This is a genomic window from Streptomyces sp. NPDC102406 (genome assembly GCF_044765725.1).
Lineage (GTDB): Bacteria > Actinomycetota > Actinomycetes > Streptomycetales > Streptomycetaceae > Streptomyces.
Genome location: NZ_JBIWKP010000012.1, coordinates 26,927 through 41,527, shown reverse-complemented (window position 1 = coordinate 41,527; position 14,601 = coordinate 26,927). Strand labels below are relative to the sequence as shown.

Below are 14,601 nucleotides of genomic sequence, written 5' to 3'. Positions count from 1 at the left end.
AGCACCACGGATGCGAAGGAAGTCATACAGATGAGCACGCAGACACCGAACGGCCTCGACCCCTTCGAGAAGCCCTTCGAGTGGACCGACCTCGACCAGCGTGCCGTCGACACCGCCCGCCTCCTGGCGGCCGATGCCGTACAGAAGGTCGGCAACGGGCACCCCGGCACGGCCATGAGCCTCGCCCCCGCCGCGTACACGATCTTCCAGAAGGCCATGCGGCACGACCCGGCCGACCCGGAGTGGACGGGCCGCGACCGCTTCGTCCTCTCGCCCGGCCACACCAGCCTCACCCTCTACACCCAGCTCTTCCTCTCCGGCTACGAGCTGGAGCTCGACGACCTGAAGGCGTTCCGCACGCAGGGCTCCAAGACGCCCGGCCACCCGGAGTACGGCCACACCGCCGGTGTCGAGACGACCACGGGCCCGCTCGGCCAGGGCCTCGCCAACGCCGTGGGCATGGCCATGGCCGCCCGCTACGAGCGCGGCCTCTTCGACCCCGAGGCCCCCGAGGGCACCAGCCCCTTCGACCACACCATCTGGGCGATCGTCTCCGACGGCGACCTGGAGGAAGGCGTCTCCGCCGAGGCCTCCTCCCTCGCAGGACACCAGAAGCTCGGCAACCTCGTCTTCCTCTACGACGACAACCACATCTCCATCGAGGGCGACACGGCCACCGCCTTCTCCGAGGACGTCCTCGCCCGCTACGAGGCGTACGGCTGGCACGTGCAGCGCATCACCCCGCGCGAGGACGGCGACGTCGACGTCAAGGCCCTGTACGAGGCGCTCGCCGCCGCCAAGGCCGAGACCTCCCGCCCCTCCATCATCGCCATGCGCACGATCATCGCCTGGCCCGCCCCGAACGCGCGGAACACCGAGGCCTCCCACGGCTCCGCGCTCGGCGCCGACGAGATCGCCGCCACCAAGCGTGCCCTCGGCTTCGACCCGGAGCAGTCCTTCATCGTCGAGGACGAGGTCATCGCGCACACCCGCGCCGCCCTCGACCGCGGCGCCGAGGCGCACGCCGCCTGGGACAAGCGGCTCGCCGAGTGGCGCGCCGCCGACCCCGAGCGCTCCGAGCTGCTCGACCGGATCGTCGCGGGTCGCCTGCCCGAGGGCTGGGAGCAGGCGCTGCCCGTCTTCGAGACCGGCACCAAGGTCGCCACGCGCGCCGCCTCCGGCAAGGTCCTCCAGGCGCTCGGCCCGGTCATCCCCGAGCTGTGGGGCGGCTCCGCCGACCTCGCGGGCTCGAACAACACCACCATCGACAAGACGTCGTCCTTCCTCCCGGTCGGCAACCCGCTGCCCGAGGCGGACCCGTACGGCCGCACGATCCACTTCGGCATCCGCGAGTTCTCGATGGCCGCCGAGATGAACGGCATCGCGCTGCACGGCAACACCCGCGTCTACGGCGGCACGTTCCTCGTGTTCTCCGACTACATGCGCAACGCCGTCCGCATGTCGGCCCTCATGCAGCTCCCCGTCACCTACGTCTGGACGCACGACTCCATCGGCCTCGGCGAGGACGGCCCGACCCACCAGCCCGTCGAGCACCTGGCCTCGCTGCGCGCCATCCCGGGCCTGAACGTGGTCCGCCCCGCCGACGCCAACGAGACGGCCGTCGCCTGGCGCGAGATCCTGCGCCGCGGCTCGGTCAAGCCCGCCCCGCACGGCCTGGCCCTGACCCGCCAGGGCGTCCCGACGTACGAGGCGAACGAGGACGCCGCCAAGGGCGGTTACGTGCTCGCCGAGGCGTCGAGGGCCACGCCGGACCTCATCCTCATCGCCACCGGTTCCGAGGTGCAGCTCGCCGTCGAGGCGCGCGAGACCCTGGAGGCGGAGGGCGTCGCCACCCGCGTCGTGTCGATGCCGTCCGTCGAGTGGTTCGAGGAGCAGGACCAGAGCTACAAGGACAGCGTCCTGCCGCCGTCCGTGAAGGCCCGCGTCGCCGTCGAGGCCGGCATCGGCCTCACCTGGTACCGCTACGTCGGCGACGCGGGACGCATCGTCTCCCTGGAGCACTTCGGCGCCTCCGCGGACGCGAACATCCTCTTCCGCGAGTTCGGCTTCACCGCCGAGAACGTCGCCGCCGAGGGCCGCGAGTCCCTCGCCGCCGCCCGCGCCTGATCACCCCACCGCTGTACGAACGCCGTACCGAAAGAAGATGAAGCACACCATGAGCAACACCTCCTCCGCCCCCTCGACGGCGCCCCTGAAGGCCCTCTCCGACGAAGGCGTCTCCATCTGGCTGGACGACCTGTCCCGCAAGCGCATCGAGTCCGGCAACCTCGCCGAGGTCATCGAGGAGAAGTACGTCGTCGGCGTCACCACGAACCCGTCGATCTTCCAGGCCGCCATCGGCTCCGGCGAGGGCTACGAGGACCAGCTCGCCGACCTGGCCGTCCGCAAGGTCACCGTCGAGGAGGCCGTGCGCATGATGACCACGGCCGACGTCCGCGCCGCCGCCGACATCCTGCGCCCCGTGTACGACGCGACGCAGGGCCGCGACGGCCGCGTCTCCATCGAGGTCGACCCGCGCCTGGCCCACGACACCGAGGCCACCATCGCCGAGGCCAAGCAGCTCGCCTGGCTCGTCGAGCGCCCCAACGTCATGATCAAGATTCCGGCGACGACGGCGGGCCTGCCCGCCATCACCGAGGTCATCGGCCTCGGCATCTCCGTCAACGTCACGCTGATCTTCTCCCTCGACCGCTACAAGGCCGTCATGGACGCCTACCTCGCGGGCCTGGAGAAGGCGCACGAGCGCGGCATCGACCTCGCCGGCATCCACTCGGTCGCCTCCTTCTTCGTCTCGCGCGTCGACGCCGAGATCGACAAGCGCCTCGACAAGGTCGGCACCGACGAGGCGAAGGCCCTGAAGGGCAAGGCCGCTCTCGCCAACGCCCGGCTCGCCTACGAGGCGTACGAGCAGGTCTTCGCCGGTGAGCGCGCGGCCAGGCTGGCCGCCGCGGGCGCCAACAAGCAGCGCCCCCTGTGGGCCTCGACCGGCGTGAAGGACCCGGCGTACAAGGACACCCTGTACGTCGACGAGCTGGTCGCCCCGGGCACCGTCAACACCATGCCCGAGGCCACCCTGAACGCCACCGCCGACCACGGCGACCTGCACGGGGACACCGTCACCGGCACGTACGACGCCTCCCGCGCCGAGCTGGCCGCCGTCGAGAAGCTCGGCATCTCCTACGACGAGGTCGTCCAGCAGCTCGAGGACGAGGGCGTCGCCAAGTTCGAGATCGCCTGGAACGACCTGCTCGGCACGGTCGCCGAGCGCCTCGCCGGCAAGGAAGGTGCCGCCAAGTGAGCGTCACCGCCTGGCAGAACCCGCTGAGGGACCCCCGCGACCGGCGTCTGCCGCGTATCGCGGGCCCCTCCGGGCTCGTCATCTTCGGCGTCACCGGCGACCTCTCCCGCAAGAAGCTGATGCCGGCCGTCTACGACCTCGCCAACCGCGGCCTGCTCCCGCCGGGCTTCTCGCTCCTCGGGTTCGCCCGCCGCGAGTGGGAGGACCAGGACTTCGCGCAGGTCGTCCACGACTCCGTACGCGAGCACGCCCGCACCCCCTTCCGCGAGGAGGTCTGGGCCCAGCTCGCCGACGGCATGCGCTTCATCCCCGGCGACTTCGACGACGACACCGCGTTCAAGCAGCTCCGCGACGCCGTCGACGAGCTGGACGAGAAGCGCGGCACGAGCGGCAACTACGCCTTCTACCTCTCCGTGCCGCCGAAGTTCTTCCCCAAGGTCGTCCAGCAGCTCAAGAAGCACGGGCTCGCCGACGCGCCCGAGGGCTCCTGGCGGCGTGCCGTCATCGAGAAGCCGTTCGGCCGCGACATGGAGTCGGCCAAGGACCTGAACCGAATCGTGCACGAGGTGTTCGCCCCGGACCAGGTCTTCCGGATCGACCACTACCTCGGCAAGGAGACGGTCCAGAACATCCTGGCGCTGCGTTTCGCCAACCAGATGTACGAACCCGTCTGGAACCGGTCCTACGTCGACCACGTGCAGATCACGATGGCCGAGGACATCGGCATCGGCGGCCGGGCCGGCTACTACGACGGCATCGGCGCCGCCCGCGACGTCATCCAGAACCACCTCCTCCAGCTCATGGCGCTCACCGCGATGGAGGAGCCCGCCTCCTTCGACGCCGAGTCGCTGGTCACGGAGAAGCTGAAGGTCCTGCGCTCCGTCCGGCTCCCCGCCGACCTGGAGAAGTCCACCGTCCGCGCCCAGTACGCGGCCGGCTGGCAGGGCGGCGAGCGGGTGAAGGGCTACCTCCAGGAGGACGGCATCGATCCCGCCTCCAAGACCGACACCTACGCCGCCGTGAAGCTGGAGGTCGACAACCGCCGCTGGGCGGGCGTCCCCTTCTACCTGCGCACCGGCAAGCGCCTGGGCCGCCGCGTCACCGAGATCGCGGTCGTCTTCCAGCGCGCGCCGCACTCCCCGTTCGACTCCACTGCCACGGAGGAGCTGGGCCAGAACGCCATCGTGATCCGCGTCCAGCCCGACGAGGGCATGACCGTACGCTTCGGATCGAAGGTCCCGGGTACCTCCATGGAGATCCGGGACGTCTCCATGGACTTCGCCTACGGCGAGTCGTTCACGGAGTCCAGCCCGGAAGCGTACGAAAGGCTGATCCTGGACGTCCTGCTGGGCGACGCCAACCTCTTCCCGCGCACGGAGGAGGTGGAGGAGTCCTGGCGCATCCTCGACCCGATCGAGGGGCACTGGGACACCCACGGCACGCCCGCCCGGTACGCCTCGGGAAGCTGGGGCCCGAAGGAAGCGGACGAGATGCTCGCACGAGACGGACGGAGCTGGCGCAGGCCATGAAGATCGACCTGACCGACACCACGGCAAGCAAGATCAATAAGGCGCTCGTCCAAGGGCGCCGCGAAATCGGGACCCCGGCCGTGGGCATGGTCCTGACGATGGTGATCGTCACCGACGAGGAGAACGCCTACGACTCGATCAAGGCCGCCGAGGAGGCGTCCCGCGAGCACCCCTCCCGCACCCTCGTCGTCATCAGGCGCACCGCCCGCACCCCGCGCGACCGCCAGGGCAACCGCCTCGACGCCGAGGTGCGCGTCGGCTCCGACGCGGGTACCGGCGAGACCGTGATCCTGCGCCTGCACGGTGAGGTCGGCAACCACGCCGACTCGGTCGTCCTGCCGCTGCTCCTGCCCGACGCCCCGGTCGTCGTGTGGTGGCCGGTCGACGCCCCGGACGAGCCCGCCAAGGACCCGCTGGGCGCGCTCGCCGCCCGCCGGATCACCGACCTGTACGCCGACGCCGACCCGCTGGCCGCGCTCGACCGGCGCGCCGCCTCCTACGCGCCGGGCGACACCGACCTGGCCTGGACGCGGCTCACACCGTGGCGTTCCATGCTGGCCGCCGCTCTCGACCAGGCCCGCGCCGACATCGTCTCCGCGGCCGTCGAATCCGAGGCCGACAACCCCAGCGCCGAACTGCTCGCACGCTGGCTCGGCTCCCGGCTCGGGGTCCCGGTCGAGCGCGTCACCACGGGCGGCCCCGTCGTCACCGCGGTCCGTCTCGGCACGGCGAACGGCGAGATCCGCATCGACCGCCCCGAGGGCCCGCTCGCCACCCTGACCCTGCCGGGCCAGCCCGAGCGCACCCTCGCCCTCAAGGTCCGCTCCACCGCCGAGCTGATCGCGGAGGAGCTGCGCCGCCTCGACGCCGACGAGATGTACGCCGTCGCGCTGCAAGGAGACGTACCGAGCACCCCGGTGGCCGAGCCCGCGCCGGCCACCAAGGACGCGTCGGCTCCCAAGAGCGCACCGGCCCCGAAGAACGCGCCCGCCCCGAAGAACGCGAAGGCTTCCAAGGAGTCCGCTGAAGATGCCTGACACCACCCCCCTGCTGACGCGCCGCCCGCAGTGGACCGCCCTGGAGGACCACCGGGCGAAGTTCAACGGCACGCACCTGCGTGAGCTGTTCGCCGACGACCCGGGCCGCGCCCAGCGCTACACCGTCCAGGTCGGCGACCTGCACCTCGACTACTCCAAGCACCTGATCACGGACGAGACGCTCGCCCTGCTCCAGGAGCTGGCCACCGCCACCGACGTGTTCGGGCAGCGTGACGCCATGTTCCGCGGCGAGAAGATCAACACGACCGAGGACCGCGCCGTGCTGCACACGGCCCTGCGCGCCCCGCGCGACGCGGTGATCGAGGTCGACGGCGAGAACGTCGTACCCAAGGTGCACGCCGTCCTCGACAAGATGGCCGCCTTCGCCGACAAGGTCCGCTCCGGCGAGTGGACAGGACACACCGGCAAGCGCATCAAGAACGTCGTCAACGTCGGCATCGGCGGCTCCGACCTCGGCCCCGCCATGGCCTACGAGGCGCTGCGCCCGTTCACGGCCCGCGACCTGACGTTCCGCTTCGTCTCCAACGTCGACGGCGCCGACCTGCACGAGGCCGTCCGCGACCTCGACCCGGCCGAGACGCTGTTCATCATCGCCTCGAAGACGTTCACCACGATCGAGACGATCACCAACGCGAAGGCGGCCCGCTCCTGGCTGCTCGCCTCGCTCGGTGACGACGCGGCCGTCGCCAAGCACTTCGTCGCCCTGTCGACCAACGCCGAGAAGGTCTCCGACTTCGGCATCGACACGGCCAACATGTTCGAGTTCTGGGACTGGGTCGGCGGACGCTACTCCTTCGACTCGGCCATCGGCCTGTCGCTGATGATCGCCATCGGCCCGGACGCGTTCCGCGAGCTGCTCGACGGCTTCCACCTCGTCGACGAGCACTTCCGCACCGCCCCCGCCGAGGCCAACGCGCCCCTGCTGCTCGGCCTGCTCGGCATCTGGTACGGCAACTTCCACGGCGCCCAGTCGCACGCGGTGCTCCCGTACTCGCACTACCTGTCCAAGTTCACCGCGTACCTCCAGCAGCTCGACATGGAGTCCAACGGCAAGTCCGTGGACCGCCAGGGCCGCCCGGTGGAGTGGCAGACGGGCCCGGTCGTCTGGGGCACCCCAGGCACCAACGGCCAGCACGCCTACTACCAGCTCATCCACCAGGGCACGAAGCTGATCCCGGCGGACCTCATCGGCTTCGCGAAGCCGGTCGGGGAGCTGGGTGACCTGGCGGGCCAGCACGACCTGCTGATGGCCAACCTCTTCGCACAGGGCCAGGCCCTCGCGTTCGGCAAGACGCCCGACGAGGTGCGCGCCGAAGGCGTGTCCGAGGAGCTGGTGCCCCACAAGACGTTCAAGGGCAACCACCCCACGACGACGATCCTCGCCACCGAGCTGACGCCGTCGGTCCTCGGCCAGCTCATCGCGCTGTACGAGCAGAAGGTCTTCGTCCAGGGCGCCGTCTGGAACATCGACTCCTTCGACCAGTGGGGCGTCGAGCTCGGCAAGGTCCTCGCCAAGCGCGTCGAACCCGCTCTCACCGAAGGCGCGGAGGTCCCCGGCCTCGACGCCTCCACCCAGTCCCTGGTCACCACGTACCGCGCGCTGCGCGGCCGCACCACCGAAGGTAAGTGAACTGACATGACAGCGATGCAGATGGGCCTCATCGGTCTGGGCAAGATGGGCGGCAACATGCGCGAGCGCATCCGCCGCGCGGGACACACCGTCATCGGCTACGACCGCAACCCCGAGGTCTCCGACGTCGCCTCCCTCGCCGAGCTGGTCGAGAAGCTCGAAGGCCCGCGCGTGATCTGGGTGATGGTCCCCGCGGGCGCCCCCACCCAGTCCACCGTCGACGAGCTGAAGGACCTGCTCTCCGAGGGCGACATCGTCGTGGACGGCGGCAACTCCCGCTGGACGGACGACGAGAAGCACGCCGCCGAGCTGGGCGTCAAGGGCATCGGCTTCGTCGACTGCGGCGTGTCCGGCGGCGTCTGGGGTCTCCAGAACGGTTACGCCCTCATGGTCGGCGGCACCGACGAGAACGTCGCCAAGGTCAAGCCGATCTTCGACGCCCTCAAGCCCGAGGGCGACTTCGGCTACGTCCACGCGGGCAAGGTCGGCGCGGGCCACTTCTCCAAGATGGTCCACAACGGCATCGAGTACGCCATGATGCAGGCCTACGCCGAGGGCTGGGAGCTGCTGGAGGCCGCCGACTCGGTGACCGACGTGCGCGAGGTCTTCCGCTCCTGGCAGGAGGGCACCGTCATCCGCTCCTGGCTGCTCGACCTCGCGGTCAACGCCCTGGACGACGACGAGCACCTGGCCAAGCTGCGCGGCTTCGCCGCCGACTCCGGCGAGGGCCGCTGGACCGTCGAGGCGGCCATCGACCACGCGGTGCCGCTGCCCGCGATCACCGCCTCCCTCTTCGCGCGCTTCGCGTCCCGCCAGGACGACTCGCCGCAGATGAAGATGATCGCCGCGCTGCGCAACCAGTTCGGCGGCCACGCGGTCGAGTCCGCCAAGTAAGCCACCCCCCTCGCAGGCCCGTCGGACCCCGGTCCGGCGGGCCTGTCGCATTGTGCACCCCCTTGACAACAGCATTGGTCCATACCAACTTGTGAGGGCACAGGAACGACATGGTTCGCGCACGTCCCCAAGTCCCCCATGAGTACAGGGAGTTCGTGTGTCCCCACACCGAACGCAAGGCCGCACCGGACGCACCGGCAGAACCCGCCTCCTCGCCCTCGTCGGCTCCGCCGCCCTCGCCCTCGCCGGAGCCGTCGCGCTGCCCGGCACGGCCCAGGCGGCCAACGTCCTGACCGACCCCGGCTTCGAATCCGGCTCACTCGGCTCCTGGAGCTGCACCGGCAACCTCGGCTCCGTGGTGTCCAGCCCCGTCCACGGCGGCACCAAGGCCCTGGCGGGCGCCGCGAGCGCGAGCGACAACGCCAAGTGCGGCCGCACCGTCTCCGTCCAGCCGAACACCGCGTACACCCTCTCCGGCTGGGTGCGCGGCTCCTACGTCTACCTGGGCGTCGACGGCGGCGGCTCCACCTGGACCCAGTCCCCGTCCACGTACACGCAGCTCACGGTGAAGTTCACCACCGGCGCCTCCCAGACCAGCGCCACGCTCTACACCCACGGCTGGTACGGCCAGGGCACCTACTACGCCGACGACCTCAGCCTCGACGGACCCGGCGGCGGGGGCGGCTCCGACACCCAGGCACCGACCGCACCGACGGGCCTGACCGCCACCGGCAAGACCTCCACCAGCGTCTCCCTGTCCTGGGGCGCGGCGAGCGACAACGTCGGCGTCACCGGCTACGACATCTACAGCGGCGGCACCAACAAGCTCGCCACCGTCTCCGGTACCTCGGCCACCGTCTCGGGCCTGTCCCCTTCGACCGCGTACAGCCTCACCGTGAAGGCCCACGACGCGGCCGGCAACACCTCCGCCGCCTCCAACACCGTCAACGTGACCACGGACGCGGGCACCGGTCCAGGCCCCGGCTTCAAGCAGGCCGCGCCGTACCTCTACACCGGCTGGGGCGACCCGCCGAGCCCCACCACCGTCATGAACGCCACCGGCGTCAAGTGGTTCACCATGGCGTTCATCCTCTCCTCCGGCGGCTGCAACCCCGCCTGGGACGGCCAGCGCCCGCTCACCGGCGGCCAGGACCAGACCGCCATCAACGCCGTCCGCGCCGCAGGCGGTGACATCGTCCCCTCGATCGGCGGCTGGAGCGGCAACAAGCTCGGCCCCAACTGCTCGACCCCGGAGGCGCTCGCGGGCGCGTACCAGAAGGTCATCGACGCCTACGGGCTCAAGGCGATCGACGTCGACATCGAGAACACCGACGAGTTCGAGAACACGGCCGTGCAGGACCGCATCCTGACCGCCCTGAAGATCGTCAAGGCGAACAACCCGGGCCTGCGCACCATCCTCACCTTCGGCACGTCGACCACCGGCCCGACGTACTACGGCAACCGCCTCATCGAGCAGGCCAAGGCCCTGAACGCGAACATCGACGTCTTCACGATCATGCCGTTCGACTTCGGCGGGGGCGCCGACATGTACGGCAACACCGTGAACGCCGCCGAAGGCCTCAAGACCAAGCTCAAGTCGGTCTACGGCTGGGACGACGCCACGGCCTACGCCCACCTCGGCATCTCCGGGATGAACGGCCTCAGCGACCAGCAGGAGGTCACCACGCCCGCCATCTGGACCCAGATCAAGGACTGGGCCAACAGCAAGCACATCGCCCGCCTCGCCTTCTGGTCGGTCAACCGCGACCGGCCGTGCGCGGGCGGCGGCGTCGCCGAGAACTGCTCCGGCATCAACCAGGACGCCTGGCAGTTCACGAAGATCACGGCCGGTTTCACCGGCTGACGATCCCGCACGCACCGAGGCCCCCGGCAGAACGGTCGGGGGCCTCGGCGCATGCCGTGCGTGGGGCGCCACGCCGTGGTGAGCGGAACCGGCGCGGCGGGCACGGCCCGGGACCGCCTGCGCCGCGCCACCGCGAAGGCGATCGCGACCGCCACGACCACCGGACGGTCACCGATCTCGTACGCCGGCGGCGGGTCGGACCCCACCGAGCTGTGGAAGGTCACCGCACGAGCCCGGGCGCAAACAAAAAGACCCCAGATGAACTGGGGTCTTTCGCTGTGTCCGAGGGGGGACTTGAACCCCCACGCCCGATAAAGGGCACTAGCACCTCAAGCTAGCGCGTCTGCCATTCCGCCACCCGGACAAGGTGTCTGCCGCTCTGTGCGGGGCGTTTCCCGCGGCGACACAGAGAACATTACCAAAGAATCCGAGTGCTCCGATCACGCCGCCCGGCCGCCCGCCGGGCCTGTGAACGGCGCGTGACGAGGGCGGCCCGGCCTTGGGCGCGGAGGCCGGGGGAGGGAGGATGAGGGGGATCCACAGGGAGAGAGGAACAAGCGTGAGCGAGTCGAGCACGGGCAGGGCCGTCTCCGGACAGGACGAGGTCGTCGACCTCTGCCGTGAACTGATCCAGATCGACACCAGCAACTACGGCGACCACTCGGGACCCGGCGAACGCAAGGCCGCCGAGTACGTCGCGGAGAAGCTCGCCGAGGTCGGCCTCGAGCCGAAGATCTTCGAGTCCCACCCCGGCCGCGCCTCCACGGTCGCCCGCATCGAGGGCGAGGACCCGTCGCGGCCCGCGCTCCTCATCCACGGCCACACCGACGTCGTCCCGGCCAACGCGGTCGACTGGACCCACCACCCCTTCTCCGGCGAGGTCGCCGACGGGTGCGTGTGGGGCCGCGGCGCCGTCGACATGAAGGACATGGACGCGATGACCCTCGCGGTCGTCCGCGACCGCCTGCGCACCGGCCGCAAGCCCCCGCGCGACATCGTCCTGGCCTTCCTCGCCGACGAGGAGGCCGGCGGCACCTACGGCGCGCGCCACCTCGTCGACCACCACCCCGACCTGTTCGAGGGGGTCACCGAGGCGATCAGCGAGGTCGGCGGCTTCTCGTTCACCGTGAGCGAGCAGCGCCGGCTCTACCTCGTCCAGACCGCCGAGAAGGGCATGCACTGGATGAAGCTCTCCGTGGCCGGCACCGCCGGGCACGGTTCGATGATCCACCGGGACAACGCGATCACCGAGCTGTCCGAGGCGGTCGCCCGGCTGGGCCGCCACAGGTTTCCGGTGCGTGTCACCAAGACCACCCGCGCCTTCCTCGACGAGCTGGGCGACGCCCTCGGCACCGAACTCGACCCCGAGGACATGGAGTCGACCCTGGCGCGGCTCGGCGGCATCGCCAAACTGATCGGCGCCACGCTCAGCAACACCGCCAACCCCACGCAGCTCGGCGCCGGTTACAAGGTCAACGTCATCCCCGGCGAGGCCACGGCCCACGTCGACGGGCGGTTCCTGCCCGGCCACGAGGAGGAGTTCCTGGCCGACCTCGACCGCATCCTCGGCCCCAAGGTCAAGCGCGAGGACGTGCACGCCGACAAGGCCGTCGAGACCACCTTCGACGGGGCGCTCGTCGCGGCCATGCAGTCCTCGATCGCCGCCGAGGACCCGATCGGCAAGGCCATCCCGTACATGCTCTCCGGCGGCACCGACGCCAAGTCCTTCGACGACCTCGGTATCCGCGGCTTCGGCTTCGCGCCGCTGCAACTGCCGCCCGAGCTGGACTTCGCGGGCATGTTCCACGGCGTCGACGAGCGGGTCCCGGTCGACGGACTCAAGTTCGGCGTCCGTGTGCTCGACCGGTTCATCGACGCATCCTGACAATCCAACAATCGGGCGTACGTGCGGAGTTGCCTGGAACGAGTGAAAGGAATCCGGGGCTCGTAGCTCCCTGACGTTCTCCTCGTTACAGGGAGTGCAGTCCGCGGCTGGGACTGCATTGCCAATGAGGAGGAACAATGATCAAGAAGATCGTCGCTGCTGCGGTTGCCACTGGTGGTCTCGTGCTCGCGGGTGCGGGCATCTCCGCCGCCGACGCCGGTGCCCAGGGTGCCGCCGTGAACTCTCCCGGTGTGCTGTCGGGCAACGTCGTCCAGGTGCCCATCCACGTGCCGGTGAACGTCTGCGGCAACACGGTTTCCGTGATCGGACTGCTGAACCCCGCCTTCGGCAATGCCTGCGTCAACAAGTGACGTCGTGGTACCTCACCCCTTGAGGGTATGAGCCCGCCGGCCCCGGAGCGCGAACGCGCGCTCCGGGGCCGATCGGGCATTCGGCGCGGCGCGCATCGGCCCGCGCCTTCATCAGCGCTCGGGCACGTTCTAAGGCAGGAAAAGCTATGCGACAGGTCACACGCAAAGGCCTGATCACCGTGGCGGCGGCGAGCGGCGTGCTCGCGGTCACCGGCGGATACGCGCACGCCGACGCGGGCGCGCAGGGAAGCTCGGCGAACTCGCCGGGCGTCGGGTCCGGCAACTCGGTCGAGGCCCCGGTCCACGTACCGGTCAACCTGTGCGGCAACACGGTCAACGTCATCGGGCTGCTCAACCCGGCGATGGGCAACCACTGCGCCGACACCTCGCACGGCACCGGCGGACACCGGGGCCCGCACAAGCCGTCCGGAGGGGGAGCACACGCCGACGGCCACACGAGCGGCTCGCCCGGCGTCGGCTCGGGCAACCACGTCGAGGCCCCGGTCGACGTGCCCGCCAACGCGTGCGGCAACTCGGTCGACGTGATCGGCATCGGTAACCCGGCCATGGGCAACGGCTGCGGCAACCCCGGCGGGCACACCGCCACGCCGCCCGGCGACTCCGAGCAGCCGCCCTCCAAGCCGCACGACCCGGGCACCCCTGGCACCCCGAGCCACCCGAGCACCCCCGGCCACCCGGACACCCCGGGCACGCCCGGCTCCCCGCAGGTCAGGGGCGGGCACTTCGTCGGTGACGAGATCGTCGCGGGCAAGCCTGTCGACCGGCTCAACCGGCCGGAGGCGCAGAGCGCAGGCAGCCCCCGCGCCGAGGCCCAGCTCGCCATGACGGGTAGCTCGCTGCCGATCGGCGCGGCCATCCCGGTGGGCGCGGGTGCGCTGCTCGCGGGCGCGGTGCTCTACCGGCGGGCCAGGACAGCCGCGTGACGGCTTGAGCCGGGCAGGCCGTACGAGAGCTGTACGTACGGGCAGGCAGCACCGACGGAGCGGGCCCCGCCGACGCGGGGCCCGCTCCGTTTCCGTCGCCGTCCGTCAGGTACAGGTCACCAGGTGGCCCGTAGCTGGCGGATGATCCGGCGGCGCAGCCGCACGCGGCGACTGCCGTCGCGGCGCAGGCTCAGTCGGTCCAACTCCCAGTGTCCGTACTCTGCATGGTCTGTCAGCAGACGCGTCGCCTCCTTGCGGGAGACCCCGCGCGGCACGTACACGTCGACAAATTCGTATTCCGGCATCGCATCTATTGTGCGGGCACGGGCTCCGTACGGATAGCGTCTGCACTATGTCTGATGCTGCGCAGCCCACCGCTGCCGAGGTACGCGCCGCCGCCGAGGCGGTCAAGGCCGCGCTCGACCGTCACCTGGCGGCTGTCGAGCGCAGGTCGGGAGAGGACGACCCGGCCGTCTACGAAGCGTTCAACGAGCTCGCCGCCGCGGCCGAGGAGTACGACGAACTCCTCTACGACCGCTATGACGAGGTCACCCCCTTCGAGATCCCCGGTGGAGAGGACTCGCTGCCCCCGTACACCGGGCCCGAGGAACCGAACGCGCTGAGCGTGCTGATCCGACGCGACTACGCCGTGGTCGAACCGCAGCGCCTTCTCGCCCAGGCCGGCCGGGTCGCCGACCTCGACGGGGACGCGGACATCGACACCGAGACGGCGACGGGAGCGGGCAACAGTGTCCACGCCGCGCTCGGCGTCCTCTTCGGCGAGTTCGAACCCGACGAGATCGGCTCCCGGCACAAGGAGTTCGGCCTGGAGGAGGGCGACTCCACGCTGTGGGTGGTCGCCGCCGACGAGCCGCCGGAGGCGGGGGAGTGGCTGGACGCCCCGTTCGACCAGGCCGACCCCCAGCGGGTCGTGTGCCGCTTCGACGTGAGCGCGGTCTTCGACGACGAGCTGGATGAAGACCCCAACGACATCGACATCGACACCGACGCCGATGTGGAGGTCGATGTCGACGTGGACCCGGAGGGCGACATCGAGATCGACGATGCCCTGGAGGACGCCGACCGCTGACACCGCGCGCGGCGCCG

At 70.5% G+C, this 14,601-nt stretch carries 12 protein-coding genes and 1 tRNA gene; 11 read left to right on the top strand and 2 right to left on the bottom strand.

Annotation, left to right across the window (positions count from 1 at the left end; translation table 11 throughout):
• The first annotated feature begins 30 nt into the window (after nucleotides 1-30).
• The 7 genes from tkt to ACIRF8_RS32510 all read left to right on the top strand — a co-directional run bounded on the left by tkt (nucleotide 31) and on the right by ACIRF8_RS32510 (nucleotide 10,294).
• Nucleotides 31-2,127, top strand: coding sequence for a transketolase (gene tkt, locus ACIRF8_RS32540; RefSeq protein ID WP_404220768.1), 2,097 nt, complete (start codon nucleotides 31-33; stop codon nucleotides 2,125-2,127).
• 37 nt (nucleotides 2,128-2,164) lie between these two features.
• The gene (gene tal, locus ACIRF8_RS32535; protein ID WP_404220765.1) at nucleotides 2,165-3,319 is read left to right on the top strand and encodes a transaldolase; all 1,155 of its coding nucleotides are present in this window, start codon (nucleotides 2,165-2,167) and stop codon (nucleotides 3,317-3,319) included.
• Nucleotides 3,316-4,848, top strand: coding sequence for a glucose-6-phosphate dehydrogenase (zwf, locus tag ACIRF8_RS32530; RefSeq protein WP_404220762.1), 1,533 nt, complete (start codon nucleotides 3,316-3,318; stop codon nucleotides 4,846-4,848). Before tal ends, zwf begins: the two co-directional genes overlap by 4 nt.
• Nucleotides 4,845-5,885 (top strand): glucose-6-phosphate dehydrogenase assembly protein OpcA, encoded by a 1,041-nt coding sequence (gene opcA, locus ACIRF8_RS32525; RefSeq protein ID WP_404220760.1) that lies wholly within the window; start codon nucleotides 4,845-4,847, stop codon nucleotides 5,883-5,885. Before zwf ends, opcA begins: the two co-directional genes overlap by 4 nt.
• A complete protein-coding gene (gene pgi / locus ACIRF8_RS32520) occupies nucleotides 5,878-7,536 on the top strand; it encodes a glucose-6-phosphate isomerase (RefSeq protein WP_404220758.1) in 1,659 nt (552 codons plus the stop codon). The genes opcA and pgi overlap by 8 nt, the downstream gene beginning before the upstream one ends.
• Before the next feature lie 15 nt (nucleotides 7,537-7,551).
• A complete protein-coding gene (gene gnd, locus ACIRF8_RS32515; protein ID WP_404221077.1) occupies nucleotides 7,552-8,430 on the top strand; it encodes a phosphogluconate dehydrogenase (NAD(+)-dependent, decarboxylating) in 879 nt (292 codons plus the stop codon).
• Nucleotides 8,431-8,587: 157 nt separating this feature from the next.
• Nucleotides 8,588-10,294 (top strand): fibronectin type III domain-containing protein, encoded by a 1,707-nt coding sequence (locus ACIRF8_RS32510; protein WP_404220756.1) that lies wholly within the window; start codon nucleotides 8,588-8,590, stop codon nucleotides 10,292-10,294.
• A gap of 279 nt (nucleotides 10,295-10,573) precedes the next feature.
• Here ACIRF8_RS32510 and ACIRF8_RS32505 read toward each other — a convergent pair.
• A tRNA-Leu gene (locus tag ACIRF8_RS32505) sits at nucleotides 10,574-10,658 on the bottom strand.
• A 195-nt stretch (nucleotides 10,659-10,853) separates the two neighbouring features.
• On the opposite strand from ACIRF8_RS32505, the gene ACIRF8_RS32500 reads away from it, so the two are divergent.
• The 3 genes from ACIRF8_RS32500 (at nucleotide 10,854) to ACIRF8_RS32490 (ending at nucleotide 13,494) form a co-directional block, all read left to right on the top strand.
• Nucleotides 10,854-12,179 carry a M20/M25/M40 family metallo-hydrolase gene (locus ACIRF8_RS32500; protein WP_404220754.1) on the top strand — a complete coding sequence of 442 codons (1,326 nt, stop codon included), beginning with the start codon at nucleotides 10,854-10,856 and terminating at the stop codon, nucleotides 12,177-12,179.
• Nucleotides 12,180-12,316: 137 nt separating this feature from the next.
• A complete protein-coding gene (locus ACIRF8_RS32495) occupies nucleotides 12,317-12,550 on the top strand; it encodes a chaplin (protein WP_404220751.1) in 234 nt (77 codons plus the stop codon).
• 146 nt (nucleotides 12,551-12,696) lie between these two features.
• On the top strand, nucleotides 12,697-13,494 hold the full coding sequence (locus ACIRF8_RS32490) for a chaplin family protein (protein WP_404220748.1): 798 nt from the start codon (nucleotides 12,697-12,699) through the stop codon (nucleotides 13,492-13,494).
• Between the two features lie 116 nt (nucleotides 13,495-13,610).
• Here ACIRF8_RS32490 and ACIRF8_RS32485 read toward each other — a convergent pair whose 3' ends face one another.
• A complete protein-coding gene (locus tag ACIRF8_RS32485; protein ID WP_189827295.1) occupies nucleotides 13,611-13,799 on the bottom strand; it encodes a DUF5703 family protein in 189 nt (62 codons plus the stop codon).
• Between the two features lie 47 nt (nucleotides 13,800-13,846).
• Between ACIRF8_RS32485 and ACIRF8_RS32480 the strand changes: the two genes are divergently transcribed.
• Nucleotides 13,847-14,584, top strand: a complete 738-nt coding sequence (locus tag ACIRF8_RS32480; RefSeq protein ID WP_404220745.1) for a hypothetical protein — start codon at nucleotides 13,847-13,849, stop codon at nucleotides 14,582-14,584.
• The last annotated feature ends 17 nt before the right edge of the window (nucleotides 14,585-14,601 follow it).